The organism is Nocardia sp. NPDC003979 (assembly GCF_053605015.1).
The window spans coordinates 365,042-389,667 of the sequence record NZ_JBSGIJ010000004.1 but is presented as its reverse complement, the minus strand read 5'-3'; the positions used below and the strand labels follow the sequence as shown (position 1 = coordinate 389,667).

The window sequence follows — 24,626 nt, the reverse complement described above, 5'->3', positions numbered from 1 at the left end:
ATCAGCGCAGCATGTGACCACGCCCGGACGGCGTGGCACTAGCCTCGTTCGGCACCACTCGGCCACACGATGTCCACCGGCACACCGAGCTGTCGTGCAAGGGCGACCACTGTGCCGGTCCCCGCACGCTGTGCGTCTTGCCCGTCCCATACTGCGATCATTCGATCAGCCTCCAGTAGAGCGGCATTCGCCGCCTCGTACGCTTCGTGGCCCGCAGTGTCGAAATCCATCACCCGCACGTTCGTTGCACGCGCAATCAACGCGTCGAACTGTTCGGCGTGATCGGGCTGCACCTTCGTCTGGCGATAGTCCCGCGACGGCAATATCACTTCCAGTTGCCCGCCGGCGTCGAGGACCGCAGTTGCGAACACACTGTCGGCGCCGCGCGCGATGCAGGACATGCCAACCAGATCCGGTGTGTCCGTGATCAACTCTGCGATAGCAGTGCGTACGAGCTCGCCCGTAGCTGGAGTGATGTTCATGTGTCCAGTGACGCTGATCCTCATGTCCTCATCATGCCGGGGACTGCAAGAGTGGGTGCAGCACGTCGAGCAGTTCTCTGGCAGGGCGGCTGGCGCTAGATTCCTCGGCCCGTCGGTAAACCTCAGCGACCTTTGCTTGCACGCGATGCGAGCTGGTTTTGCCGACGTCGTTGACGGCGGCCTCACCAAGGCGTTTCGCTTCTGCGTATTCGCCTTGGATAAGGCGGGCTTCAGCGATGCCGAGTCGGTCGAGCGCGCTTGAGCGCCAGCGCTCGGGGCGGCGTTGGGAGATGGCGGCGGTAATCGCTTCGGCAGCTTCGTCGGCGAAAGCGGATTCGGTTCGGGCAAGTTCGAGAAGGCGCCCGCCGAGGGTTCCAGACAGTTCGGCGGCGTCGAAGTACTGCAACCAGTAAGGGTCGTCGACGGGGCGGGCATCGGTGAACGCGGCGCGGGCGTTGTCGGCGGCTCGATGGAACGCGGTTGGGCGGCCGAGTTTGGCGTAAGCCCATGCTTCCCGGGTGTGCAGGAGCGCACGGGTAGTTGGTGTGATCGAGCCGCCCACAAGATCCTGCGCAAGACGGACCAGCTCCAGGGCGTCATTCGCGCGGGCATGCGTGTAGGTGATTCGGTCGACGCCGTGGCCTTCGGGTTCGAGCGTGAGCATTTGACGGGCGAGCCCAGCCAACCCGTTGGCGAAGAGGGCTGCATCGCCAGCTTCTCGTGCGGATCGGATTGACAGCATGTAATAGCCCTGCGCGGTGTGCTGGTCACCGGAGTCCCAGGACATGGTGGCTGCGGTTTCGGCGAGCAGTGCCCGAATGTGGCCGAGGCGTTGACGAACTGCCTGGTTGGTGGACGCGGCGATCATGTCGTTCACTTCCGAGAGCTGGCCGACGACAGCTTTGCGACGCAGCCCGCCACCGAACTTGTCGTCCCATTCCCGGAACAGGCGGGCGGCGTTTTCGAGTTCGTCGAGTTCTTGAGTTCCGCTGCCGGTGATGATCGGCGGGGGAGTGTTGGTGCCGCGTTGTCGCCCCAACCAGCGTTCGAGTGGTTCGAGCAGGTAGGTGCCGACGACGACCCCGAACAGGGTTGTCGTGGCTTCGCGGCGATCCACGAGGAGGTCCTTCCGTGCGAGGTCGTCGGCGATGTCCTCGCACGACGACTTCCAGATCGCCGGATCAGCGTCGACCTCGAGTGCGCCTGGCGCGACCGCCCGCCGGGTTTGTAGTTCGTTGAACAGTGCCCGCTCTGCTGGGGTCGCGGAGGCAAGCGCAACGTTCATCTGGTCAGCGTGTTCAGGGCTGAGCGTTATCGTTTCGCCGCGTTTGCACCACTTTTTGGCGGTATTGATGTGGATGCGCGCGCGGACAGCGAACCGTTCATGTGACAGGTCCAATGCGGTGCGTAGATCGGCCGCGTCGGCTCCGGTCCACTTCTTCATAGTCGACTCCTGCACCTGAGGAAAAGGGTTCATGTACCAGCGTGTACCGAGCGTGTACCGGAACAGGTTCCGCGTGTACTTACGTGGACTTCCGGGTGGACTCGTGTCACGCCAGGGTTGGAAGTGCAGGCGACGTCAGTTCGACCCTCATCACTGACGTCGCCCGCGTTCCAATCTGCTACCTCTCACTCTAGGTGGTCCAATGCTGGCCGACCGCATAACTTTTCGTTCAAGTTCAGATCCGTCACTGCTTATTTGCACGGTCGATCCTGGCGAGTTGACTGCCGCACAGGCTCATCGTGCGATGCAGGTGCATTTGGAATGCGATGTAGCGACGTGTCGGTGCCGTCGCCGTGCCCGCACCACCCTGGTCGAACTGAAGCGCATGGTGTTGGATGCTCGCGCCCACCAGGTCGTGACGTGATGACGTTGACCCGGTGTCAGGACTGGATATTGCAGAGCCTGTGCACGGCAGCGGGCACGAAACCGGTGACTGCCGCTGACCTCGCTGGACGGTTGGGGCACAACACGGCACGCACCGAGGAGTACCTCGGGCAGCTCGCCGACATGGGTCTCGCCTGTGCGCAACCGGGCGCCGCGGGTACGAGGTGGCGGCCGTCGAAGGCTGGGCAGGCGATCGGCACTGTGCTGTGACCAGTGAGGCCGTGCCCGACGGCATCGCGATCGGCTACCTCCGTGCTGATGTATCGGGCGACTCGTTCGACCTGCATAAGGCGGCGATCGAGCGCCTGGCCCGCCAGTGGGGGTACGCCCTGAAGGAGATCGTTCCGGCTGACGAGCACACCGCCGAACCCATCGAATACCTGAAAGCCATCGCTCGCGTCTCCAAGGCGGACGCAGTGTTCACCCTGTCCGCCCGCCATTTCGTCGGTTGCACCGTCCCGGCTGACCTGATCGCGGTTTGCGACGTCATCACGGTTGCAGACAAACAAACGTTCGCGCGACAAATCCCGTCGCCGTTCGGCGCCCGAAGCGGCACCACACTACACAAGGAGACGAAGTGACTAGGTCCCTCGCACAGTGCGGCAACTGCAATGCCAGCCGCGGTGCCCAGTTTCAGGGTTTCGAGGGTTTGTACGGCAAGAGCCCCCGTGATAGCGGGCTGCACGCCGTGAACGGCTCGGGCGACGCGCAGTAGCCCGTCCCGCAGCTCCCTCGGTGCTTCCATCACACGAATGCCGGGGTGATAGTGGCCCCCGAGACCTATCCCACCCCTGCTCTCGGGGGATGCTGCCTCTATCCCCCAAACACGATCCCGGTGGATACGATGATCCCAGCACGAACCGACCTCGCCACCACTCGCGAAAGGTTCACCCCGTGGGCGAAGACCGACCCTACTCAGAAATCGAACTACGCCGCCTGGCGAAACAACAGCGTTCGCCGGAGTTCCGGGCGTGGCTGGACCGAGAGCCGGAAGATCTCGCCCAGCTCGTCACCTTGGTCCCGGCCCTGGCCGAACTGGACGACCCGTGGACGGTGCCCGGTCTCGCCGCGATCGAAGACGCCGCGATGGCCCGCTTCCCGAACCCTGGCCCCACCGCCACCGACGAGGAGATGGCGTACCTCGCACTGTGCGCCCGCGGCATCGGGCACACCTACCTACACAGTTTCGGCCCAGGTAAGTGGGTGTGGGTCAAAATCCTCGAGGGCAACCCGATCGGGCCTGCTCTGGAACTGCCAGGCCACGAGTTCTGGTTCGATCCCGGAGAGTCCATCCGCGACATCATCTTTGACCGGCGACCCGGCTGGTTGGCTGAGCAATCGAGGATTCTCGCGGACTGGACCCGCACCCACACCGTGCTCACCGGTTAAACCTGCTCGTTGGGGTCGGTCGTGACCGGCCCCAACGCTGCGGATGACGGGCGTGACATTGTCCCCCGCACGGACCGAGGTCTGACCGAGGCTGGTGACGCGGGGCACCGCGCCTACGTCGAGGCCAAACTTGCCGAAGCCGCGACGCAGATCAGCCAGATCCGTTCGCCGCAGCATTGGCAGCGTCAAGTCGAGCAATTCGGTGACCAGAAGCTGTTGCACGACATGCTCGCCTACGGGTACCAGAAGCTTCAGGGCCGCACCACGGAAGCTGGTTGGCGGCACGAGGTTGAGCGCCCGACTCCGCTGGGGTTACGTCGACACGACGCTGCGATGGTCAGTGAGCGTGTTGGCCAGCAACTCGTTCGCACGACGACCGAGTTCAAGGCCGGTTCGGTCAACCAGAAGGACGGCCTGAAACAGCTCGCCAAAGAACGCTATCTGTTGGCGAGCGGGCGGACGAAGGACCGCAGCGAGTACGTCATTCGCGCCGAGCGGCCTCCGCACCCAGAGGTGATGAAGGAGGCGCGGCGGCTCGAGAAGGATTTTCCCGGCCGGTTTGTGGTTGTGGAGTTGTCGGAGCCGCAGTTCGAGCGGGCGGTGGAAGCTGGGCGGCCGGTTGTCGAGAAGCAGTTGACGCTCAAGCTCGGCCATTTGGTCGAGAAGCTCCGCAACGCACCGGAATTGAAGACAGCGCCGCGCGCGCTCGAGGGTTTCGTCCGGGAGATAGAGAAGGCGAAGGAGCAGGGCCGGCCGATTGACCTGGAAGTCCTCGCGGGCGCACAGATCGAGCTGGCGTCGCTGATCGAGGTCGACAAGCAGGTCACCCGTGAGCAGGACAAGATCGCCCGCGAAGCCGCCCAATTGCGCCTGAAAGAGGCGCAAATCGTTGAACGAGTTCAAGCTCAGCAACGCGCGGAGCGTGAGCAGCAGTTGTTGAAGCTCCTCGAGAAGGTCGACCGGGAAGTCGTGATCGCCGCGGTGAAGGAAGCCCGCACCTTGGCGCCGCCGGCGAAGGGGTTGGGTCTCGCTGTGGAGCCGGGGATGGATCCGGAGCTGGCGGCCATGATGCAGCAGATGCATGGTGTGATCGCGAGCCAGGGATTGGAGGCGAAACAGATTGAGATGCTGGAGTATCTGCCGATGCCAACACCCCGGCATCGTGAGCTGGCGGGGTTGGTGCTGGCTCAGCAGGCCGAGCAACCGGGGAGGTCGGTAGCGGAGGCTGTTGCGGCAGCGGAGGAGAAGCTGCAGGAACGCGAGGCGAAGGAGCTTGAGCAGGCGAAAGCGGTTGAGGCGCGGCAGGTTCGAGAGCGTGAAAACCGTGAGTTGATGGCCCGCATGGTCGAAGCCCACAACCAACGGTTGGAGCAGGTCGCGCTTGAGCAGGGGCAACGGGTCACGGGCGACCGGTTACAGGATTCGAACTACAGAGACAACGTGAAGTCGGCTGCGGAGTCGATGCGGTTGGATGCGCAGCGCCTTCTCGAGACCGGTGTGGATCCGAAAGTGGTTGACGCCATCGCCCGCGGGATGGTCCGTGCCGACGAAAAGGCTCATGCGCTCGTCGTCGAGATCGACGGAGAGCAGCGGTGGGTGGACCAGCACAGCCAAGAGGCTGCCGTCGCAAAACAGCTCCGCGGGGTGTTCGACGGCAAGGAACTGACCGCACTCCAAGCCATCCAATTGACCTTCAAGGGGCAACCTGATCTCGGCGTGCAGCGATCGAAGGAAGCGTTGCGAGAGCAGACCGAGAAACAGAAGGAGTTGGCTCGTGAGCTGGAGCTAGAACCGAAGTCACGGTCCCGGGAGAGTCCATCGAAGGGGCTCGAACGGGGCATCGAAGGCCCCGGACTGTGATCGAGCGCGATGGGCCGTTGTACGGTTCACGAGTGGTAAGCGATCCCGACTGCGCGTAGGGCCTGCGCGGCCGAGGTGATGTCGTGGCCGAAAAACATCGGCGGTGATGTGGGGGAGCACCAGCCATGTCGGGGGCGGTAGCGCGTGGGTCAACGTCGCGATCATCGACGGCGCGTGATTGATGAGTTCGGCAGTGCCGGACAGTATCAACGCTATCGGCGCCGACATGTCGAAGGTCGCGGCAACGGCCTCGGCGACGGTGTCGGTGAGGTCGACTTCGGCCGTGCGGGCGCGGTGCCCCGTCATCAGGACGCGGGCGTGGAGAACCGCGAGCTGGTCGTTGTCGATGTAGAGCGTGCGCGCGCTGCTGGTGTGCTCTTCTGCGATGTCGTGGATATTCGGGGTGTGTGGGAACCCGCACCCGAGTTCGGCGAACTGGGCGATCTGGTGGTGGTTCAGGAGATGGGAGACGGCGCGGCGGGCGAATCGCCGGGATTCGGTGATCGCGGGCGTGATCTTGTGGCCTGCAAGTCTTCCGGCGATCACGTCATCGACGGGGTAGTAGTCCTTGCCGCCGAGCAGGGCAGAGTGAATGCGAGCGCTGTTGGGGATGGACTGGTCCAACATGACGCGTGTGGAGAAAGGGAACGGAACCCGCAATTGAGTAGCTGGGAATCGCCAAACCGTTCCTGGTGCTGGGCTCGTCGTCGGTCCATTCGTGGTCCGGTATCCGCTGATCCCCTGAGCCGTTGGCCCCCGCCAGCTCGATCCAGATGGCGGGGCGTACGGCACGATGGGTCCATCACCCGACCAGATCAAGGACCCCGACCATGTCCACCACCGACAAAACCGTCCCACGGCGACCGTTGAGCGCGTGGTGGGGTGTCGGTGCAGGATTCGTGATCGCGGTGTTCGTGCTCGTCCCGGCTGTCATTTGCCTCCGGCGATACCTCGACGTCCCCGAACTTTCGGCTGTCCCGAGCCACCTACGAGAACGCCCACCGGACGTGCATCCCGCCTACTGGCTGACCTGGAAGTTCGTCTTCACCACCATGCTCGTCCCCGGACCGATGCTGGCGTTGTGGTCGACCACTCGCCGTACTGGGATCGGTTACGCGATCACCGCAGCAGTGATTGGCGGGTCGCTCATGGCAATGACCATGAGTTTCGAACTGGGCGGCTTCGCATCCAGCTGACCGGCCGTATGCAGCAGACATCCGTGCTGGGCATGTCCCGGCGTGGTCGCTTCCGTCGTGTGTGTCACCAATCGATGCCGAGCTCGGTGTCGCGTCCTGGCGTCGTCGGGAGTGGTCGGGTGTCGGCGGCGTGGGTGAGTTGGTGTTCGATGTCGAGGCCGGCGCGGGCGGCGCGTCGACGTTGGTGGCGATGATGGGTCAGGTGGGGCGAATATGTTGCTGCCGGACATCGACGGACCCTGGACTCAGGTCGTCACACCGGCGGACACGGAATCGGAGGCGAAACTGTCCGTGCTGCTGGCAACGCCGGAAGGGGAACGCGGGCGACGGCTCGACACCCGCCGGGGGAGCTGTGCGGGGTAATGCGCCGACGTGCGGAAACACGTGCCTTGTTCGAGACGCGAGCGCGAGCTTGCCATCGTGACGAGGTAGGCTCGGGGCGTCGCCGGTGAGGGATGCGGGCGATGTGCCGCGGGTGAGCGGCTGCGTCGGAAGTAGGAAGATGTGAAGGGCACCGAGGGCAACTCCGGTTCGAGCGAACGCGAGGCGGCGAAAGTTGTCCGGCTGCCCAGACGGCCGCGACACAGTCCGCAGGATGTCAACGATCCGCGCCGGCGGCCCTGGTACTCACCGCCCGTCTATGACCCGGCGCCCACCCGCCCGGTCACCCGCGCGGAGTTACAAGCCGAGACCGGAACGTGGTCGGCCGAGGTAGAGCCGCAGCATCCGAGCGACGGTAGCTCCGCGCACGAGGCCGATGTCATCGACCTCGCGGCGTCGCGGCGGAAGCGGGGCGGTGATTCGCCTCGCGGCATCCGGCCGAAGATGATGCCACGTCGCGTCGGGTCCGGCGAGCGAAAGCAAACCGTCGCCGACACCTCACCGCTGCCGAGAACTGATCGGTAACAGACCGCAGGAGTATTCGGGTTCCGCCTGGTGCTCCAGTGATGCTTCGCCGGCCCGAAATCGTTAGCACAACTAGATAACTCACGAAAATGCAATCCTCGGGTACGATCACCGCGGGGGAGCGCGAGATGTCCGATGGTCTGCTTAGTATGTCGCAGGCGACGGCAGCTTCGGCTGCCTCACCAAGCGAATTACGACCATCTCCAGGGGATGAACCTTGATCGACATCACACCGCACCGCACCCCGCGTCGCCGGTCCGCCGTGACCGCGGTCGTCGCGGCCGCCGCACTGTGCGCCGCCCTCGTCACCGGCTGCTCGACCGACGACTCGACCACCACCGCGGCTCCGCCGACCGGCGCACTGCCCGACGGCGCGCAGATCGTGAAGGAGTCGGCCAAGACCACCCAGACCCTGCGCACCGTCCACCTGAACATCGACGTGAAGAACCTGCCCGACCTGCCGGTGGAAACCGTCTCGGCCGACGTCACCAACGAGACCCAGGGCACGGGCGCCGCCATGGGTGAGGCGAAGGTCAAGATCAAGCCGGAAGACCCGTTCACCGAGGCGAAATTCCTTGTGGTGGACAAGGTTCTCTACACCGAGGTCAGCGGTCGCTACGTGCCCGCCGGTCCGGCGGAGAAGGTCTACGATCCGGGCGTCATCCTGGACAAGGACAAGGGCATCGCGAACGTGATCGCCAACATCCAGAACCCCAAGGCCGAGGCCCGCGAGGTCATCGACGGCATCAACACCGTCAAGGTCAGCGGCACCATCGACGCCGCGGTGATCGACCCGATCGTGCCCCGCATCGGCCAGAACGCCGGCACCATGCCGATCACCGTGTGGATCCAGGACGTCGCCCCGCCCGCCTCGGATTCGACCAAGCCGTCGGAGGCCGCCTCCACCGGTGATGGCCCGAATCTCGTTCGAGCCGTGGTGAAGAAGGACCAGGGCGAGGTCACCGTCGGCCTGTCCAACTGGGCCAAGCCGGTGAACATCGTCAAGCCCGCGGGCTGATCCTCACCCGCACACGCACCCGACAGCCCACACCGGTCCGGGATCGCGGAATCCGGCACATCGTGCCGCTCCGCCGACCCGGACCGGTGTGTCGTTGGGTCGGCCGATAAGAGAACTTTCAGCGAGATGCAAGGCGCCGCAAGGACTATACGTGTCGGGACGCTGGTCGGCAGGCACACGCATCGACCGCCGTTCGGACACGAAGGAAGCACTGATGACGATCGATGATCGACCTGATGAACAGGAGCGCGAGCTCCCGCCACCACCCGGCCCCGGAGGGCGACCGCCCGTCAACAACGTGTGGGTGTATAACGGCAAAGCCTACGACCTGAGCGAGTGGATCTCCAAGCATCCGGGCGGTGAATTCTTCATCGGCCGAACGAAAAACCGCGACATCACCTCGATCATCGGTTCCTACCATCGTGATCCGGAAAAAATCGCGCGGATGATCGAGCGTTACAGCCTCAGTCGTAATGCCACGCCCGAGGACATCCACCCGAAGAACAATGCCCCGGATTTCCTCTTCAAAGAGGGTTTCAACAGCTGGGACGACACCCCGAAGTACAAGTTCGACGACAAGAACGACCTGCTGCACGCGGTGAAGGCCCGGATCAAGGAACCGGAGCTGGCCGCGCGGTTGAAGCGCATGGATCGCCTGTTCGACATCGTGGTCGCGTTCCTGATCTTCGCCTACTTCGCGGTGCAGGGTCTGCGGCTCTACGACACCAGCTGGATGCCGTTGCCGGTCTTCGTGATCGCGATGGTGCTGCTGCGCAGTTCGCTGGCCGGCTTCGGCCACTACGCGATCCACCGCGCGCAGAAGGGCTGGAACAAGTACGCGGTGAACGCCTTCGACATGAACTATGTCGCACTGTCGTTCGTCACCGCCGACGGCCACGCCCTGCTGCACCACCCGCACACCCAGAGTGAAGTCGACATCAAGAAGAACGTCTTCACCATGATGATGCAGGTCCCGCGCCTGTACCGGGTGCCGATCCACACCGTGCACAAGTTCGGGCATCTGTTGACGGGCATGATCATTCGCCTACTGGATGTCTGCCGGCTCACCCGCAAGGTCGGCATCAAGGACATGTATGGCACCTGGCGTGGTGCGTTGCCGCACTTCATCGGCTCGTTCGGCATGCGGTTCCTGCTGGTCGCCGAGTTCGTGGCCTTCGCCGTCGCGGGCGACCTGCTCGCCTGGGCACTGCAATTCGTGATCACCCTGTGGATCAGCACCTTCATGGTCGTCGCGAGCCACGACTTCGAAGTGCCGACCGAGGAGCTGCACACCGAGACCGAGGACTGGGGTGTCAACCAGCTCGAGCAGGCCTACGACCTGACCGTGGTGGGCAACAAGTACGTCGACTGCTTCCTGTCGGCGGGCTTGAGCTCGCACCGCGTCCATCACGTTCTTCCGTTCCAGCGCAGCGGTTTCGCCAATATCGCCACCGAGGGCGTGGTGCGTGAGGAAGCCGCGAAGTTCGGAGTGGAATGGCTGCCCGCGAAGAGCTTCTTCGGTGATCGACTTCCCAAGCTGTGCCGGACCTACCTGCTCGCGCCCTCGGACGAGGCCAAGCAGAACCGGTGGGGACTGGTGCGTGAACACTGCGCACCCACAGCGCTGAAGACCTGCGTCACCTACACGGTGCAGGGCTTCACCGGCATCGGAACCGTCTGACCCGGCCGCTGCCACGTCTTCTCTGTCTCGAAAGGAATTGTGCCCGTGTCTGTTTCCATTGATGAAGGTGTGCGTCGACCACACGGTCCGCTGAAGACGGCCGACGTCGATCGCGGGCACGATCTGCTACCGCCGACGCCGCCCACGACCGTCGGTGTGATCGAGGCCGTGGCGACGGGCTCGCCGCAGCGAGTGGTCGAGCAGGCCGTCAACGCCGGACGCGTGGCCGAACTGTTCTCCGATCCCGTTCAGCGGCAGCGTATTCCACGAATCTACGAGAAGACCAGGATCGACACCCGACATCTGGCCATCGATCCACTCGCACCCGATTTCCTCGAATTCAGCAGGCGCCCCGGCACCATCCGGGAGCGGATGAATCTGTTCTTCGAGCACGCCGCGCCGCTCGCGGTGGACGTGGCCCGCCGGGCGGTGGCCGGTTTGGCGAACCCGGCCGAGGAGATCGGTCAGCTGATCTTCGTGACCAGCACCGGATTCATCGCCCCGGGCGTGGACGTCGCGGTCGTCAAGGAACTCGGCCTCTCGCCGACGGTCAACCGGATGATCGTGAACTTCATGGGCTGCGCCGCCGCGATGAACGGCATCCGGACCGCCGTGGACTTCGTGCGGGCGCATCCGGACAAGAAGTCGATGGTGCTGTGCCTCGAATTGAGCTCGGTGAACGCCGTTTTCGACGACGACGTCAACGACGTGATCACCCACAGCCTCTTCGGCGACGGGTGCGGTGCGGTGGTGATCGGCGCCAACCAGGTGCACCAGCCGCTGGCGCCCGGCAGTGTCGTGATCCGCGACAGCTTCAGCCACCTGTTCGACGACGCCGAGGACGGCATCGTGCTCGGCGTGAAGGACGCGGGCATCACCTGTGAGCTCGCGGCGAGCCTGCCCGACTACATCTACCGCGGTGTCGACCCGGTGGTCACGCAGGTGCTGGCGCGCAACGGTCTCGACAAGGGCGATGTCGACCTGTGGGCGATCCACCCCGGTGGCCCGCGCATCATCGAGGAATCGGCCCGGTCGCTGGGGATCGCGCCCGAGTCGGCCGCGCCGAGCTGGGCTGTGCTCGCCGAGCACGGCAACATGCTGAGTGTGTCGCTGATCTTCGTGCTCGAACGCATGATCCGCGAATCCGATTCGGCGGCACCTATTTCCACCGGGGTGGCGTTCTCGTTCGCGCCCGGTGTCACCCTCGAGGGCATCGTGTTCGATGTCATCCGCAGCTGAGAGTCCATCATGCAATTGCTCCGTTTTCTCGCCGCGCTGTCGCCGGCCAGGATCGCGGCCGTGGTGGTCGCGGGTCTGATCTGCGGCGCCGCCAACACCTATCTGGTGACGTTGATCAACGCGGCGGTCTCGCCGAAACCGCCGCCGGACGACCTGATCACCCGGTTCGTGCTGACCGGCCTGGTGATCCTGGTCAGCGGTGTGCTCTCGCAGGTGCTGCTGATCCGGTTGTCGCAGGACGCCATCTACCGGTTGCGCAGCGATCTGAGCTCCGGGATCGTCGCCGCTCCATTGGAACACCTGGAACGGCTCGGTATGCATCGCCTGATGGCGACGCTCACCGAGGACGTGCGTTCGCTGTCGCAGGCGGTCACCGCGATTCCGGCGATCTGCGTCGACGTGGCGACCATCGTGGGTTGCTTCGTGTTCCTGGCAGTGGTGTCGGGGCCGATCTTCGCGGTCACCGTGGCCGGTACGCTGGTCGGGATCGCCTGTGTCGAAATGGTTCTCAAGCGGGTGCGCGGGATCTACCGTGAGGCTCGGGAGAACGAGGACGCGCTGCTGCGCTCCTTCCAGGCCGTCACGCTCGGCATCAAGGAACTCAAACTGCACCGTGGCCGCCGGCGCGACTTCATGGACCGGCATCTGCTCGGTTCGGCGGGCACCCTGCGCGACCAGAACACCGACGCCGGGTCGAAGTTCTCCTACGCACAGGGTTTCGGTCAGGCGTTGCAGCTGGCCACCATGGCGCTGATCCTGTTCGTCCTCGCCGCAGCGCTGGACCTGCCGCGCGAGACGATGTTCGGGTACGTGCTGGTGACCACGTTCCTGGCGATGCCGATGCAGAACTTCATGCACCGTATCCCCGATCTGCTGCGCGGTGACGTGGCGCTGGCCAAGATCCGGGCGATGAACCTGTCGATGACGACGATGCACAACGAGGACGAACTGCCCTACGTCGAGCGTCCGCCGGTGGGACAGGCCAAGCTCGAACTGTCGGACGTGACCTACGTGTACCGCTCCGAGGCGCCGTCGCCGGTGCCACCGCCGCCCGGCACTCACCCGGGCGGGATGCCTGCGCATCCGCCGCGTCCCGGTGTTCCGCCGCGCGGGGGCAACGGGCATCCCGGTGGTCCGCATCCGGCGCATCCCGGCGCGCGGCCCTCGGCCGGTCCCGATGTGAACGGCAAGAACTGGGTCGACCACGGCGCAACCGATGTGCGGCCGGTGCCCTTGGGTCCGCCGCCCGAGCTCGACGAGTCCGGTGAGGGCGGGTTCCGGCTCGGGCCCATCGACCTGGTCTTCGAACCGGGCCAGATCACCTTCATCGTCGGCGGTAACGGCAGCGGGAAGTCGACGCTGGCCAAGATCATCACCGGTCTGTATGTGCCGCGCACGGGGTCGTTGTCGCTCAACGGGGAGAGGATCGACCACGACAACATCGAATGGTTCCGGCAGAACTCGTCCGCGGTGTTCACCGATTTCCATCTGTTCGAGGACTACCTGGGCTTCGACCGGCCGGGGATCGACGCCGAGGTGCGGCGGTATCTCGAGGAGCTGCAGATCGCGCACAAGGTGAGTGTGGAGGGCGGGCGCCTGTCGACCGTCGACCTGTCCCAGGGGCAGCGCAAACGCCTCGCCCTGCTCACCGCGCTGCTCGAGGACCGGCAGATCTATGTGTTCGACGAGTGGGCCGCCGATCAGGAGCCGAGGTTCCGTGAGGTGTTCTACCGGGAGATCCTCACCGATCTGAAACAGCGCGGGAAGACCGTCATCGTGATCACCCACGACGACCGGTACTTCGACTGTGCCGATCAGCTGGTGAAGCTCGACTTCGGGTCGGTCGCGGCGTAATCGCCTGTGCCCCGGTCGATTCGTCGATCGGGGCACAGGTGTGTCCGGGTTCAGGCGATCTCGCGGTGCGCGGTGACGACCCGTCGCATGGGCGGGCGGTCGACCAGGCTGACCTCCGAAGGTGTTCGGCGCCAACCGGTTTCGCAGGGCAGGAACTGGACCAGGCCGATGCCGGAATCGCGGATGCCGAGGCGGTCGAGCAAGGTGGCGACCACCTGACGGCTCATCACCGCCAGTTCGTGGGTCGGGCGGTTGCGGTGCACGCGGGTGCCGAGGTCGACCTGGGCGATGGCGGACAGACCGTGGCGTTGCCAGCAGTCGAGCAGGATCCCGATCTCGGCGCCGTATCCGCCCGCCAGGGGGACATCACCGAGGAAGGCGCGGGCGACGGCGTATTCGCCGCCCAGGGGTTGCACGATCTCGGCCAGCGCGGGTGCCAGCGCGGTGAGCAGCGGACGCGCGACCAGCTGGGTGACCCGGCCGCCGCCGTCGGCGTCCAGTTGCGCTCCCGTCGTGATCGGCCGCCGGTAGAAGCCCTTCACCAGCGTGATGCCGGGTTCGGTGAGCAGGGGAGTCAGCAGGGCAGGCACGAACAGCGGATCGGGTGCCACGAGGTCGGCGTCGAGGTACACCAGCAGGTCGCCGGTCGCCACCGCGAGCGACCGCCACACCACCTCGCCTTTACCGGGCCTGGGTGGCACTCCCGGCATCGCCTCTTCGAGGGTGTAGGCAGCCGCGCCCGCCGCCCGCGCCCGGGCGACGGTGCGGTCGGTCGAGCCGGCGTCGAGCACGATCAGTTCGTCGATCAGACCACCGAGCAGTGGTCGCACCGACGCCACGACCCCGGCCACGGTGTCCTCGTCGTCCAGGGCGGGGACAACCACCGAGACCCGGCGACCCGACTTGCGGTCGATGAGCTCACGGACGTCCATATCGATCAGTGAACGTCAGCGACCGCGCGCCTGCCAGCGATGCGGCGACATCTTGTGACCGGAGCCAACGGCGAGGTCGGAGTAGCTGGTGAAACGGACAGCACGGCGCCGCGGACCGGTACGGTTGGACTGTTCGCCGTCGACGGCGACGACCGGCGAGTGGAGGAGCGGACGTCATGAGCGCGACGGTGGTCGAAGTGGCGAAGGGATCGAAGACCGATCTCACCGACGGACGCTACACCGTCCGCCTGGATCTCGACGGTCCCGCGGGCGCGGTCGACGTGTCGGCGGTCCTGGTGACCGCCGACGGGAAGGTGCGCTCCGACGCCGACTTCGTCTTCTTCAACAACCCGTCCGCCCCCGGTGTCCAGCTCGAATCGGATGCCGTTGTCTCCGTCGACCTTTCGGCGATTCCGGCCGAGATCCACCGGGTTGTCATCGCGGGAAGTACCGAGGCACAGGGCATCCGGTTCGGTGAGGTGGCGGGGCTGCGGGTGTCGGCGACCGGCAGCGGGCAGGCGCTGAGCTTCACGCCCGCCGGGCTCGATTCCGAGACCGTCCTGCAGGCGGTCGCACTGTACCGCCGGGGGAGTGGGTGGCGGCTGGACGCGATCGGCCAGGGTTACAGCGCGGGTCTCGCGGCCTTCGCGACCGAGCACGGGATCACGGTCGACGAGGAGGTAGCGGAGGAGTCGGCGCCCGCGCTCGCCTCGCCGCAACCTGTTGCGGCGCAGCAGAACCCGACCATCGATCTGCGCAAGGTCGATGTGGTGCTCACCAAGGATTCGCCGGACAAGCGGGCCACCATCGATCTTCGCAAGGGCGGTGCGGGCCATGTTCTCACCGTCGGTCTCGAATGGGACGGTCGTGGCGCGAAATACGACAGCAACGGCAAGCCGACCGAATTCGGCACCGGCGACCTTGACGTGTACTTTTTCTGCCGCAACGAACTCACCGGCGACTATGTCGTGGTCAGCGGTGAGAAGGGGCACCAGGGCGATCTGAACGTCTGGCCGCACATCCACCACCAGGGCGACAGCCGTGGCCCCGGGGCCGGTGGCCTGCCCGCCACCGAACAGGTGGTGGTCCGGCCCACCGAGAACGGTGACCTGCTGCTCAACGTGTACCAGTCCGTCGACAACGGTGCCGGAGCCATCGATACCTTCGGCCGCCCGCGAGTCCGGGTGCGCTACGGCCGCCCCGGGCCCGACGGACTGCCCGGTCCCGACGCGGATCAGATCACCGTCGTCATCGGCAACGGCAAGAACTCCTTCTGGGCGACCGTCGCCCACATCGACGTCCGCGACGGCATCCTCACCGTCGACGGAACCACCAGGTACAGCCGGGCTTTCAGCGAACGCATGCCCGTCCTCGACACCGAGGGCACCTGGGTCCGCGCCGCCAAGAACGGCCCCGTCGGCCGCAGCAAAGCCGGCAACGGCCTGGGCCTCAGCCGCTACGAAGGTCAGTGCCCCGCACCTCGCTGAGCTGTCCGGTAGTTCCGCCGGAGACTTCCACGCGGGCGGGCCGTCGGCGTTTTCGCTGGTGAGTCGTAGGCTGGGGCCATGGCAGCCGACACCGAATCATCGTTCGATATCAAGCCCCGCTCGCGCGATGTCACCGACGGGCTCGAGAAGACCGCCGCACGCGGCATGCTCCGCGCGGTCGGCATGGGGGACGAGGACTGGGTGAAGCCCCAGATCGGGGTGGCGTCGAGCTGGAACGAGATCACCCCGTGCAACCTGTCGCTCGACCGGCTGGCCGACGCCGTGAAGGAAGGTGTGCACGCGGGCGGCGGGTACCCGCTCGAGTTCGGGACCATCTCGGTGTCCGACGGTATCTCGATGGGCCACGAGGGCATGCACTTCTCGCTGGTCAGCCGCGAGATCATCGCGGACTCCGTCGAGACGGTCATGATGGCCGAACGTCTCGACGGGTCGGTGCTGCTCGCCGGGTGCGACAAGAGCCTGCCCGGCATGCTGATGGCGGCCGCCCGGCTCGACCTGGCCAGCGTGTTCCTCTACGCGGGATCGACGCTGCCGGGCAATCTCGACGGTAAGGACGTCACCATCATCGACGCCTTCGAAGCCGTCGGCGCCTGCATCAAGGGCCTCATCAGCCGCGAAGAGGTCGACCGTATCGAGCGCGCGATCTGTCCCGGCGAAGGCGCGTGCGGCGGCATGTACACGGCCAACACGATGGCCTCGGCGGCCGAAGCGCTCGGCATGAGCCTGCCGGGGTCGGCGGCGCCGCCCGCCCCCGACCGCCGCCGCGACGTCTTCGCGCACCGGTCCGGGGAGGCGGTCGTCGAGCTGCTGCGCAAGGGGATCACCGCGCGCGACATCATGACCATGCCTGCCTTCGAGAACGCCATCACCGTGGTCATGGCACTCGGCGGGTCGACCAACGCGGTGCTGCACCTGCTGGCGATCGCGCGCGAGGCCGGGGTGGGCCTCACCCTCGCCGACTTCAACCGGGTCGGTGACAAGGTGCCGCATCTGGCCGACCTGAAACCGTTCGGCCGCTACGTGATGACCGATGTGGACCGGGTCGGCGGTATCCCCGTCGTGATGAAGGCGCTGCTCGACGCGGGTCTGCTGCACGGTGATGTCATGACCGTCACCGGCAAGACCATGGCGGAGAACCTCGCCGACATCGAACTCGGTCTCGACGGCGACGTCATCCGGCCGCTCGACCGGCCCATCCACCGATCCGGCGGGCTCACCATCCTGCACGGCACGCTGGCGCCCGAAGGGGCGGTGGTGAAGAGCGCCGGCTTCGACTCCGATGTGTTCGCCGGGACGGCACGGGTGTTCGACGGGGAACGCGCCGCGATGGACGCGCTGGAGAACGGCAGCATCGTCGCCGGTGATGTGGTGGTCATTCGCAACGAAGGTCCCAAGGGTGGTCCGGGTATGCGCGAGATGCTCGCCATCACCGGGGCGATCAAGGGCGCGGGCCTCGGCAAGGATGTCCTGTTGCTCACCGACGGCCGATTCTCCGGTGGCACAACGGGTTTGTGCGTCGGCCACGTCGCACCGGAGGCGGTCGACGGCGGTCCGATCGCGTTCGTCCGCGACGGCGACCCGATCGTCCTCGATGTCGCCAACCGGCGCCTCGACGTGGAAATCGACCCGGCAGACCTCGCCGCCCGCAAGGTCGGCTGGGAACCCGCCGCACCCAAATACACCTCCGGTGTCCTCGCCAAGTACCGCAAGCTGGTGAGCTCGGCGGCCCATGGAGCCGTCACGGGATGACGCCGGACGAGGTTCGCCTGCTGGCGCTGGGATTCGAGGGCGCAACCGAGCGAGACCACCACGGTCGGCCCTCGTTTCGCAGGCGAACCATTTTCGCGACCCTGCCCGACGACGAACACCTGCGGGTGATGCTCCCCGAGGCAGGCATTCGTGAGGCGGTCGCGGAATCACCCGCCTGGTGCGCCGAGTCGTGGTGGGGCAAAAAGCTCGCCGCGGTGCAGGTGACCCTGGCGGACGCCGCACCCGAACTCGTCGCCGAAATGCTGGGTGACGCGTGGGACGCGCACGGCTGACCTGCCCTGCGATCAGCTGATGGGGAGGTTCAGTGCGCGCCGACGATGCGCAGCGCCATGTTCGCGTAGCCCTCGGCGATGTCCTCGGGGCTCCAGTCGCCGCCGTCGCGGTACCAGCGGGCGATGTCGATGCCGAGGGAGAGCAGGGCGACCGCGGCCATGCGCGTGTCGGGCACGTCGAACGCGCCGGTGGCGACTCCGCGTTCGACGAGGTCGCGGATCTCCTGGTCGATCTGGCGGCGCAGGCCGCGGATCTCCGCGTAGTGCTCGGGGGTGAGCGCGGACAGTTCGTAGTTCACGATCCGGGCCCGGGTATGGCCGCGCACATGGTGCGCCGCGAAGTCGTGGACCACGGTGCGCAGGGCAAGCGTCGGGTCCTCGGTCGACCAGATGGCGGCGCGGACCAGCTCGAGTGACTGCTCGTGCCCCGCGCGCGAGATCACGTACAGCAGTTCCTCTTTCGACTTGTGATGCACATACACCGCCGCCGGGCTCATGCCGGCGGCGGACGCGATATCGCGCGTGGTCGTACCGTTGAAGCCTTTTTCGGCGAACGCGTCGATGGCTGCCTCTAGGAGGCGTGCACGGGTGGCATCGCCTCGGGGCTCGATGGTCTCGGTCATTTCCGCGCCATTATCTCGTCTCCCAGGATCGCGGCCGGTGTCGGGCCATGTGACATGGCCGACACCATTGAGCCTGTCGTCAGGGTCGGCGCCCGAGTCGCCGAGAGTATGGCCTGGGCTGCGGTGCCCGCCCGTTTTCCCACCCTCGCACCGGGTAGGCGGTGTACGAGGAAAGGAGGACCCCATGCATGAGCCGAAGGAACCGCCCGGTGACCGCTACGACCCCACCCAGGACCCGGATGCCGACCCGGACATGATCCAGCCACCCGACCGCCTCACCCCGCAGCCCAGTCAGGCGGAAGGAGAGGACGACGAGTCACCGTCCGAACGCGGCGGATAAGCTGTCGGCCAAGAGTATTCGCGCTCAGGTTCGCGAGGGGAGATTGTGGTCGGCCGCCCCCTGCTGTATCTCGATGTGGACGGGCCCCTCAACCCATATCTGGCGAAGCCGGAGCGTCGTCCGAGGGGGTACGAGACGCACCGGATGCTGCCGCAGTCGTGGATCGCGCGGCACCGCGACATCCCCGTGCGGCGGGTGAAGCCGTTGCGGGTGTGGCTGAACCCGGTGCACGGACGGATGCTGGTGGACCTCGCCGAGCACTTCGACCTGTGGTGGGCGACGACGTGGGAGCACGACGCGAACACGCATATCGCCCCGGTGCTCGGTTTGCCCGAGTTGCCTGTCGTCGAGTGGCGATCGCCCGGATGCGAGGGCCCGGAGGGCACGTTCTGGAAGACTGCCGAGCTGGTCGAACACGCGGCAGGCCGACCGTTCGCCTGGATCGACGACGACATCACGACACCGGATCGCCGCTATATCAACACCCGGCACGACGCCCCCGCTCTCCTGCGATTCGTCCACCCGGCGGCCGGTCTTGTCGACGACGACTTCGCCGCCCTGTCGTCCTGGGCACGCACCATAGGATGATCGGAAACACCTGTCTTGCAGGTCGATTCGTGTGTGAAGCATCGCGGCGGAAGGCGAAGAGTTGAGCGTGGATCTCGAGGGTGCGATACGGGCGCTACACGATGACCTGGCCGCCTGGCTCGGGACCGAGGCGCCGGACTCGGTTTTCGACCGTTTCGCGGCGGCGCAGGACGCCTCGTTCTCCATGGTGACCACCACCGGACAGATCCTGCACCGCGACGAATTGCTGGCCGGGCTGCGAGCGGCGCGTAACGCCCAGCCGGGGTTGCGTATCACCATCAGCGAGATCGAAGTGCTGTCAGCGGACGATGCCATGACGGTGGTGCGTTTCCTCGAATCGCACGATCACGCCGGTGTGGTTTCCCGGCGTCGTGTGCTCGCGGTTCTGCGCCCGCAGCCTGACGCGGTGCGCTGGTGGACCCTCCAGGAAACCGACGTACCCAACTGACCCGTCCAGAGGTACTGCCCTCGGGCTCATCGAAGCGGACCTTCATGTAGGTTGAAGCTGTCGATCTGTTGAGCTACGCTGCGTGCATGCGAAAAACTACTACAGAGCGTAGTAATGGCGGTGCCACCATTGGTTTCTCGCGGCGAGCCCTGATCGGGGGGGCCGTCACGGTGGCCGGTGCGGCGACGGCGGGCGCGGTGATCGGGCGGGGTGCCGCGCCGGATTCCGCCGGTGTGGCGATCGAGCCCTTCCACGGCGAACACCAGGCGGGGATCGCGACGAGTCCGCAATCGCACGCACTGTTCCTTGCCTGCGATGTGGCGCGTCCGGACCGGGGCGCGCTGCGTGAACTGCTGACCGAATGGACCGCGGTCTCGGCCGCACTCACGGCGCATCGACCGATGCCCGAACCGCCACGTGCCCAACCGGATACGACCGCCGAAACCGATTTCGCGACCGGACTCGAGCCCGCCCGCCTGACGATGACCTTCGGTCTCGGCGCCGCCGTGTTCGACGAGCGGTTCGGCCTCGCCGACCGCCGTCCTCGCCACCTCGGCGCACTACCGGCCTTCGACGGCGACGCCCTGAACCCCGCCTGGTGTGGTGGTGATCTGCTGGTGCAGATCTGCGCCGACGACTCCCAGCTGGTCAGCCACGCTTTTCGGGCCTTGCGAGCGCGCATGCCCGGCCTGGCCCGGATGCGCTGGACGCAGCACGGCTTCCTCGGTCTCCCCGGCGACGGCGGTACCCCGCGCAATGCCTTCGGCTTCAAAGACGGCACCGCGAATCCCCGAACCGGCACAACCGATTTCGATACAACGGTGTGGGTCGACTCGCCCGCCGAACCCGGCTGGTTCCATGGCGGTACGTACTTGGTCTTCCGCAAGATCCGGATGAAAACCGCCGAGTGGGACCAACTTCCGGTCGCCCAGCAGAACCAGATCATCGGACGGCGGCGTGGTGACGGTGCCCCGCTCGGTGGCGCATCGGAATTCGACACCGTCGACCTGGCCGCGCGGGACGAACGCGGTGACCTCGCGATCGCGGACAACGCGCATGTGCGGATGGTGCACGGCATCCCGATGCTGCGCCGCGGCTACAACTACGACTACGGATTGCTGGTCGCCAACGCCGGCGGCTCGCCCGATCCGACACCCGCCCAACCACATTCGCACGCACCCGGTACGCCGGAACACAGTCACGGCGGCCACGGCCAACTCGACGTCGGACTGCTTTTCGCTGCCTATCAGAACAACCCGCCCGAGCAATTCGTGAAGGCACAGCGGGCCATGGTGACCGACCGGCTCAACCCGCTCGTCCAGCACACCGGCAGTGGATTCTTCGCAATGCCGCCGGGTGCGGCGCCGGGGGAGTCCGTCGCCGCGGCCCTGCTGGCGTGAGCGCTCGGGTCAGTCCTGCCAACCGCTCGAGTTCATGAGGTCGTCCCAGTTCGGCAACGCGACCTGCGGATGATGCAGACGCACGAGCTCGGCGCCCAGGCTGGCCGGAAACGCCTTCCTGGGGTCCGCGAGGATCTGCTCCTCCATGATGGCGGTGATCGCGGGGGTTCCGCCGAGCCGCGGGTAGGCGGCATGGACGACGTCGGCGTAGCCGGGCGGCAGATCCCCCGGCCCGCCACCGATATCGATGCCGATGCCCGTAACCGCGATCCAGATCTCGGCCGGCCTGCGCCTGCGGAAGACCGGTGAGTCGCTGAAACCCGAGGTGTGCGCGGCGATCGCGTCCCACACTGTCTCGACCCGGCTGTCGGTGATGCCGTGGCGCTCGAGGAACTCGGCCGCGAAATCCGCGCCGTCGACCTCGAATCGTTGATTTCCGTTGGCGATCTCGCCCAGCCCGATGTCGTGTAGTGCGCAGATCAGGTACATGGTCTCGTCGTCGTAGTCGACATCGGCCCGCAGGCCGTTCGTCGCGGCGACGGCACGGGCGAACAGATATCCACGCAGGCTGTGATTGCGCACCGGCGCCGCCACGGCGGTGTCGATCAGCTCACGCGCTGCCTGAGCGACGGGTGTGGTCGGGAAGACCAGCGCGTCGGGCCGGGCCGATGCGATCGCGTGCGACGCGGCGAGCGCTGCCCCGGTCAACGCGGCGGCACCGAGGGCGCTACGGCGAGGGATGTCCATGATTACTCCGATCCTGATAACCTTCAATGCATTTGAAGGTTATCAGGATTCCTTCAATTAGGTTGAAGGAGTGGCCGTCTGGTTCCGCCATGGACGAGCGTGGAGGACATCGGGTGCGCGGCCCCCGCCGGACCGGCCTGCGCGCTGATCCGGGCGATAGGGTGCACACAGCGTTCGTTCTTGTCGGAGTCCGGTAGGACCGTTGTGAGGAGTGATGCGCGTGCGGATCGATCTGACCGGGAAGACGGCGTTGGTGACCGGCTCCACCCAGGGCATCGGGGCGGCCATCGTGCAGGGGCTCGCCGACGCGGGCGCGCAAGTGGTGGTGAACGGACGCTCGGCCGATCGGGTGGACGCGTCGGTCGACGCCATTCGCGGCACCGGTGGGGACGCGGTCGGTGTGGCGGCCGATGTGACCACCGACGAGGGCGTCGCCCGATTGCTGCGCGAATTGCCCGGCGTGGACGTTCTCGTGAACAATCTCGGCATCTTCGAGGCGGTGCCCGCGCGGGAGATCACCGACGCGCAGTGGCGGTCGTTCTTCGAGGTGAACGTGCTGTCGGCCGTGCGGCTCATCCGGGCGTACCTGCCTGGCATGATCGAGCGCGGGTGGGGTCGTGCCCTGCAGATCGCCAGCGATTCCGCCGTGGTCACTCCCGCCGAGATGATCCACTACGGAGTATCCAAGACGGCGCTGCTCGCCGTGACCCGCGGCTTCGCCAAAGACGCCGCGGGAACCGGGGTCACGGTGAATTCGGTGATCGCCGGACCCACGCACACCGGTGGCGTCGAGGAATTCGTGTACCAGCTGGTCGACCGGTCGTTGCCGTGGGAGCAGGCGCAGCGTGAGTTCATGCGCGTACATCGCCCGCAGTCGCTGATCCAGCGGCTGATCGAACCGTCGGAAATCGCGAACATGGTCGTCTACCTGAGTTCGCCGCTGGCGTCGGCGACCACCGGCGGAGCCCTGCGCGTGGACGGTGGCTACGTCGATTCGATCCTGCCGTAACGCCCCTGCCAGGCGGCGAGCCAGCCGATCTCCATGGCCGCGTCGAGGAGGTAGGTCTTGCGGATCGTGCCCTTCGGTACGTAGATCAGGTCGATCGCCAGCAACCAGCCCGCGGTGGTGAGACCGAGCCTGCGTGCGCTCGCCAGACCGGCGGGTGTGCGCGCTGACGTCAGCTGCACCAGGCCGTTGCCGGCGAGCAGTCCGGCGACGGTGAACTGCAACCAGCGGTCGTACTTCGAGCCGAAGATCGCCTCGAAGCTGCGCCTGCTGACGAGCGGCCATACGCCGCCCACGACATTGAAAGCGCCGTGCGCGCGGGCCAGGGTCGAGGCCCGATTCGGCCCGGTCGGACGGTCGTCGGTGGACATTGCACTCCTCACCGAGAAGGGCTTGACGTGAGTCGCTTACCCCGGCCGAGCGCGCGAAAACACCTGGTGACGACACAAAACAGGCGGGCCGGCGCCAGGGAGTGGGTGGTGCGGGTAGTGCGGTGCCGGCCCGCCTGCACACTATTCGTGCGTGGGGGAGTCGTGGATGGGTGCAGCCTCCCGCACCGACCGGCGCGGCGACGCATGCGGGCGTCTCATCGCAGGGTGAGTGGGGTCGCCGCGTCGATGTGCGTCAGCTTCTGCGGGTTGCGGACGTAGTAGATGCCGGTGATCCGGTCGTCCTCGACGCGGACGGCGAGCACACCGTCGCGCTCGCCGTCGATGGACACGGCCAGCGCGGGCCCCCCGTTGACCAGCGTCGGCTCGACGACGAGGTCGACAGCGTGTTTGGTGAGGCCGCCGACGATGAAACGCGACACCTTGTCGGCGCCGACGACCGGGCGCGGGTTGGCCTGCTTGATTCCGCCCCCGTCGCTGACGGCAACCACGTCCGGTGCGAGGACATCGAGCAATCCCTGCAGATCACGGGTCTCCAGCGCCCGCTGGAACGCTTCGATCGTGGCCTCGGCCTGCTGAGCGCTCACTGTGCGCCGCGGCCTGCGTTCCTCCACGTGCCGGCGGGCGCGACTGGCGATCTGGTGCACGGCGGCAGGCGACTTGTCGACCGCCGCGGCGATCTCGGCGTAGCTGATGCCGAACGCCTCGTGCAGCACGAACACCGCGCGTTCGGTCGGGGTCAGCGTCTCGAGCACCAGCATCAATCCCATCGACACGCTGTCGGCGAGTTCGACATCGGCGGCGACGTCCGGTGCCGTGAGCAATGGTTCCGGCAACCACGAACCGACATAGGACTCCCGTCGCCGCTTGAGCGAGCGCAACCGGTTCAGCGCCTGGCGGGTGGTGATGCGCACCAGATACGCGCGCCGGTCCGCCACCTCGTCCAGGTCGGCCTTCACCCACCGCAGCCAGGTCTCCTGCAGCACGTCCTCGGCGTCGGCCGCCGAGCCGAGCATCTCGTAGGCCACCGTGAACAGCAGATTGCGATGCCGCACAAAGGTTTCCGTCGCGTCGACCGGAGTGGTCATCG

The 24,626-nt window shown here is 66.3% G+C and carries 25 protein-coding genes; 17 read left to right on the top strand and 8 right to left on the bottom strand.

Annotated elements, in window-relative coordinates:
- Nucleotides 1-38: 38 nt before the first annotated feature.
- Complete coding sequence (locus ACWEVR_RS11500; protein ID WP_452466849.1) at nt 39-506, bottom strand: hypothetical protein; 468 nt, start codon at nt 504-506, stop codon at nt 39-41.
- A gap of 7 nt (nt 507-513) precedes the next feature.
- Nucleotides 514-1,926: a hypothetical protein gene (locus ACWEVR_RS11495; RefSeq protein WP_452466848.1), complete on the bottom strand. Its 1,413-nt coding sequence runs from the start codon at nt 1,924-1,926 to the stop codon at nt 514-516.
- Nucleotides 1,927-2,349: 423 nt separating this feature from the next.
- On the opposite strand from ACWEVR_RS11495, the gene ACWEVR_RS11490 reads away from it, so the two are divergent.
- From ACWEVR_RS11490 to ACWEVR_RS11475, 4 genes are all read left to right on the top strand, one after another.
- Nucleotides 2,350-2,580, top strand: a complete 231-nt coding sequence (locus ACWEVR_RS11490; protein ID WP_452466847.1) for a hypothetical protein — start codon at nt 2,350-2,352, stop codon at nt 2,578-2,580.
- Nucleotides 2,577-2,951, top strand: a complete 375-nt coding sequence (locus ACWEVR_RS11485) for a hypothetical protein (protein ID WP_452466846.1) — start codon at nt 2,577-2,579, stop codon at nt 2,949-2,951. The genes ACWEVR_RS11490 and ACWEVR_RS11485 overlap by 4 nt, the downstream gene beginning before the upstream one ends.
- Nucleotides 2,952-3,264: 313 nt before the next feature.
- Nucleotides 3,265-3,759, top strand: a complete 495-nt coding sequence (locus ACWEVR_RS11480) for a hypothetical protein (RefSeq protein WP_452466845.1) — start codon at nt 3,265-3,267, stop codon at nt 3,757-3,759.
- Nucleotides 3,760-3,780: 21 nt separating this feature from the next.
- Nucleotides 3,781-5,619, top strand: coding sequence for a hypothetical protein (locus ACWEVR_RS11475; protein ID WP_452466844.1), 1,839 nt, complete (start codon nt 3,781-3,783; stop codon nt 5,617-5,619).
- Here the strand turns inward: ACWEVR_RS11475 and ACWEVR_RS11470 are convergent.
- On the bottom strand, nt 5,557-6,246 hold the full coding sequence (locus ACWEVR_RS11470; protein ID WP_452466843.1) for an SAM-dependent methyltransferase: 690 nt from the start codon (nt 6,244-6,246) through the stop codon (nt 5,557-5,559). The genes ACWEVR_RS11475 and ACWEVR_RS11470 overlap by 63 nt on opposite strands.
- Nucleotides 6,247-6,449: 203 nt before the next feature.
- Between ACWEVR_RS11470 and ACWEVR_RS11465 the strand changes: the two genes are divergently transcribed.
- The 5 genes from ACWEVR_RS11465 (at nt 6,450) to ACWEVR_RS11445 (ending at nt 13,513) form a co-directional block, all read left to right on the top strand.
- Entirely contained in the window at nt 6,450-6,815 is a 366-nt protein-coding gene (locus ACWEVR_RS11465; protein ID WP_452466842.1) for a hypothetical protein, read from the top strand.
- Between the two features lie 1,132 nt (nt 6,816-7,947).
- Nucleotides 7,948-8,739 (top strand): LppX_LprAFG lipoprotein, encoded by a 792-nt coding sequence (locus tag ACWEVR_RS11460; protein WP_439267705.1) that lies wholly within the window; start codon nt 7,948-7,950, stop codon nt 8,737-8,739.
- Nucleotides 8,740-8,953: 214 nt separating this feature from the next.
- A complete protein-coding gene (locus ACWEVR_RS11455; RefSeq protein ID WP_452466841.1) occupies nt 8,954-10,420 on the top strand; it encodes a fatty acid desaturase in 1,467 nt (488 codons plus the stop codon).
- Between the two features lie 69 nt (nt 10,421-10,489).
- Nucleotides 10,490-11,659 carry a type III polyketide synthase gene (locus ACWEVR_RS11450; protein WP_452467025.1) on the top strand — a complete coding sequence of 390 codons (1,170 nt, stop codon included), beginning with the start codon at nt 10,490-10,492 and terminating at the stop codon, nt 11,657-11,659.
- Nucleotides 11,660-11,668: 9 nt separating this feature from the next.
- The gene (locus ACWEVR_RS11445) at nt 11,669-13,513 is read left to right on the top strand and encodes an ATP-binding cassette domain-containing protein (protein ID WP_452466840.1); all 1,845 of its coding nucleotides are present in this window, start codon (nt 11,669-11,671) and stop codon (nt 13,511-13,513) included.
- A 50-nt stretch (nt 13,514-13,563) separates the two neighbouring features.
- Here the strand turns inward: ACWEVR_RS11445 and ACWEVR_RS11440 are convergent, their stop codons facing one another.
- Nucleotides 13,564-14,445: a glucosyl-3-phosphoglycerate synthase gene (locus ACWEVR_RS11440; RefSeq protein ID WP_452466839.1), complete on the bottom strand. Its 882-nt coding sequence runs from the start codon at nt 14,443-14,445 to the stop codon at nt 13,564-13,566.
- Nucleotides 14,446-14,621: 176 nt separating this feature from the next.
- On the opposite strand from ACWEVR_RS11440, the gene ACWEVR_RS11435 reads away from it, so the two are divergent.
- The 3 genes from ACWEVR_RS11435 (at nt 14,622) to ACWEVR_RS11425 (ending at nt 17,995) form a co-directional block, all read left to right on the top strand.
- Nucleotides 14,622-15,932: a TerD family protein gene (locus tag ACWEVR_RS11435; protein WP_452466838.1), complete on the top strand. Its 1,311-nt coding sequence runs from the start codon at nt 14,622-14,624 to the stop codon at nt 15,930-15,932.
- Nucleotides 15,933-16,010: 78 nt separating this feature from the next.
- A complete protein-coding gene (gene ilvD, locus ACWEVR_RS11430; RefSeq protein ID WP_452466837.1) occupies nt 16,011-17,702 on the top strand; it encodes a dihydroxy-acid dehydratase in 1,692 nt (563 codons plus the stop codon).
- Entirely contained in the window at nt 17,699-17,995 is a 297-nt protein-coding gene (locus ACWEVR_RS11425; protein WP_452466836.1) for an MmcQ/YjbR family DNA-binding protein, read from the top strand. Before ilvD ends, ACWEVR_RS11425 begins: the two co-directional genes overlap by 4 nt.
- 29 nt (nt 17,996-18,024) lie before the next feature.
- Here ACWEVR_RS11425 and ACWEVR_RS11420 read toward each other — a convergent pair whose 3' ends face one another.
- Nucleotides 18,025-18,618 carry a TetR family transcriptional regulator gene (locus ACWEVR_RS11420; RefSeq protein WP_452466835.1) on the bottom strand — a complete coding sequence of 198 codons (594 nt, stop codon included), beginning with the start codon at nt 18,616-18,618 and terminating at the stop codon, nt 18,025-18,027.
- Nucleotides 18,619-18,802: 184 nt separating this feature from the next.
- Between ACWEVR_RS11420 and ACWEVR_RS11415 the strand changes: the two genes are divergently transcribed.
- The 4 genes from ACWEVR_RS11415 to ACWEVR_RS11400 all read left to right on the top strand — a co-directional run bounded on the left by ACWEVR_RS11415 (nt 18,803) and on the right by ACWEVR_RS11400 (nt 21,394).
- Nucleotides 18,803-18,958, top strand: coding sequence for a hypothetical protein (locus ACWEVR_RS11415; protein WP_452466834.1), 156 nt, complete (start codon nt 18,803-18,805; stop codon nt 18,956-18,958).
- 45 nt (nt 18,959-19,003) lie between these two features.
- Nucleotides 19,004-19,546 carry a hypothetical protein gene (locus ACWEVR_RS11410; protein ID WP_452466833.1) on the top strand — a complete coding sequence of 181 codons (543 nt, stop codon included), beginning with the start codon at nt 19,004-19,006 and terminating at the stop codon, nt 19,544-19,546.
- Between the two features lie 67 nt (nt 19,547-19,613).
- Nucleotides 19,614-19,994: a DUF4440 domain-containing protein gene (locus ACWEVR_RS11405; RefSeq protein ID WP_452467024.1), complete on the top strand. Its 381-nt coding sequence runs from the start codon at nt 19,614-19,616 to the stop codon at nt 19,992-19,994.
- An 86-nt stretch (nt 19,995-20,080) separates the two neighbouring features.
- Complete coding sequence (locus ACWEVR_RS11400) at nt 20,081-21,394, top strand: Dyp-type peroxidase (protein ID WP_452466832.1); 1,314 nt, start codon at nt 20,081-20,083, stop codon at nt 21,392-21,394.
- Nucleotides 21,395-21,403: 9 nt separating this feature from the next.
- On the opposite strand, the gene ACWEVR_RS11395 is transcribed toward ACWEVR_RS11400, so the two are convergent.
- A complete protein-coding gene (locus ACWEVR_RS11395) occupies nt 21,404-22,141 on the bottom strand; it encodes an HD domain-containing protein (protein WP_452466831.1) in 738 nt (245 codons plus the stop codon).
- A gap of 220 nt (nt 22,142-22,361) precedes the next feature.
- Here ACWEVR_RS11395 and ACWEVR_RS11390 point away from each other — a divergent pair, with 220 nt between their 5' ends.
- Nucleotides 22,362-23,150 carry an SDR family NAD(P)-dependent oxidoreductase gene (locus tag ACWEVR_RS11390; protein WP_452466830.1) on the top strand — a complete coding sequence of 263 codons (789 nt, stop codon included), beginning with the start codon at nt 22,362-22,364 and terminating at the stop codon, nt 23,148-23,150.
- Here the strand turns inward: ACWEVR_RS11390 and ACWEVR_RS11385 are convergent.
- Together ACWEVR_RS11385 and ACWEVR_RS11380 are read right to left on the bottom strand one after the other, a co-directional pair.
- A complete protein-coding gene (locus tag ACWEVR_RS11385) occupies nt 23,126-23,518 on the bottom strand; it encodes a hypothetical protein (protein ID WP_452466829.1) in 393 nt (130 codons plus the stop codon). The genes ACWEVR_RS11390 and ACWEVR_RS11385 overlap by 25 nt on opposite strands.
- A gap of 215 nt (nt 23,519-23,733) precedes the next feature.
- Nucleotides 23,734-24,624, bottom strand: a complete 891-nt coding sequence (locus ACWEVR_RS11380; protein ID WP_452466828.1) for an RNA polymerase sigma-70 factor — start codon at nt 24,622-24,624, stop codon at nt 23,734-23,736.
- Between the last annotated feature and the right edge of the window lie 2 nt (nt 24,625-24,626).

What these genes read in the sequence shown, in the direction of transcription:
- ACWEVR_RS11400 (WP_452466832.1), top strand. Translation starts at nt 20,081, where the DNA reads ATGCGAAAAACTACTACAGAGCGTAGTAATGGCGGTGCCACCATTGGT.
- ACWEVR_RS11500 (WP_452466849.1), bottom strand. Translation starts at nt 506, where the DNA reads ATGAGGATCAGCGTCACTGGACACATGAACATCACTCCAGCTACGGGC.
- ACWEVR_RS11465 (WP_452466842.1), top strand. Translation starts at nt 6,450, where the DNA reads ATGTCCACCACCGACAAAACCGTCCCACGGCGACCGTTGAGCGCGTGG.
- ACWEVR_RS11445 (WP_452466840.1), top strand. Translation starts at nt 11,669, where the DNA reads ATGCAATTGCTCCGTTTTCTCGCCGCGCTGTCGCCGGCCAGGATCGCG.
- ACWEVR_RS11455 (WP_452466841.1), top strand. Translation starts at nt 8,954, where the DNA reads ATGACGATCGATGATCGACCTGATGAACAGGAGCGCGAGCTCCCGCCA.
- ACWEVR_RS11395 (WP_452466831.1), bottom strand. Translation starts at nt 22,141, where the DNA reads ATGGACATCCCTCGCCGTAGCGCCCTCGGTGCCGCCGCGTTGACCGGG.
- ilvD (WP_452466837.1), top strand. Translation starts at nt 16,011, where the DNA reads ATGGCAGCCGACACCGAATCATCGTTCGATATCAAGCCCCGCTCGCGC.
- ACWEVR_RS11435 (WP_452466838.1), top strand. Translation starts at nt 14,622, where the DNA reads ATGAGCGCGACGGTGGTCGAAGTGGCGAAGGGATCGAAGACCGATCTC.
- ACWEVR_RS11470 (WP_452466843.1), bottom strand. Translation starts at nt 6,246, where the DNA reads ATGTTGGACCAGTCCATCCCCAACAGCGCTCGCATTCACTCTGCCCTG.
- ACWEVR_RS11490 (WP_452466847.1), top strand. Translation starts at nt 2,350, where the DNA reads ATGACGTTGACCCGGTGTCAGGACTGGATATTGCAGAGCCTGTGCACG.
- ACWEVR_RS11440 (WP_452466839.1), bottom strand. Translation starts at nt 14,445, where the DNA reads ATGGACGTCCGTGAGCTCATCGACCGCAAGTCGGGTCGCCGGGTCTCG.
- ACWEVR_RS11415 (WP_452466834.1), top strand. Translation starts at nt 18,803, where the DNA reads ATGCATGAGCCGAAGGAACCGCCCGGTGACCGCTACGACCCCACCCAG.
- ACWEVR_RS11425 (WP_452466836.1), top strand. Translation starts at nt 17,699, where the DNA reads ATGACGCCGGACGAGGTTCGCCTGCTGGCGCTGGGATTCGAGGGCGCA.
- ACWEVR_RS11380 (WP_452466828.1), bottom strand. Translation starts at nt 24,624, where the DNA reads ATGACCACTCCGGTCGACGCGACGGAAACCTTTGTGCGGCATCGCAAT.
- ACWEVR_RS11495 (WP_452466848.1), bottom strand. Translation starts at nt 1,926, where the DNA reads ATGAAGAAGTGGACCGGAGCCGACGCGGCCGATCTACGCACCGCATTG.
- ACWEVR_RS11385 (WP_452466829.1), bottom strand. Translation starts at nt 23,518, where the DNA reads ATGTCCACCGACGACCGTCCGACCGGGCCGAATCGGGCCTCGACCCTG.
- ACWEVR_RS11420 (WP_452466835.1), bottom strand. Translation starts at nt 18,618, where the DNA reads ATGACCGAGACCATCGAGCCCCGAGGCGATGCCACCCGTGCACGCCTC.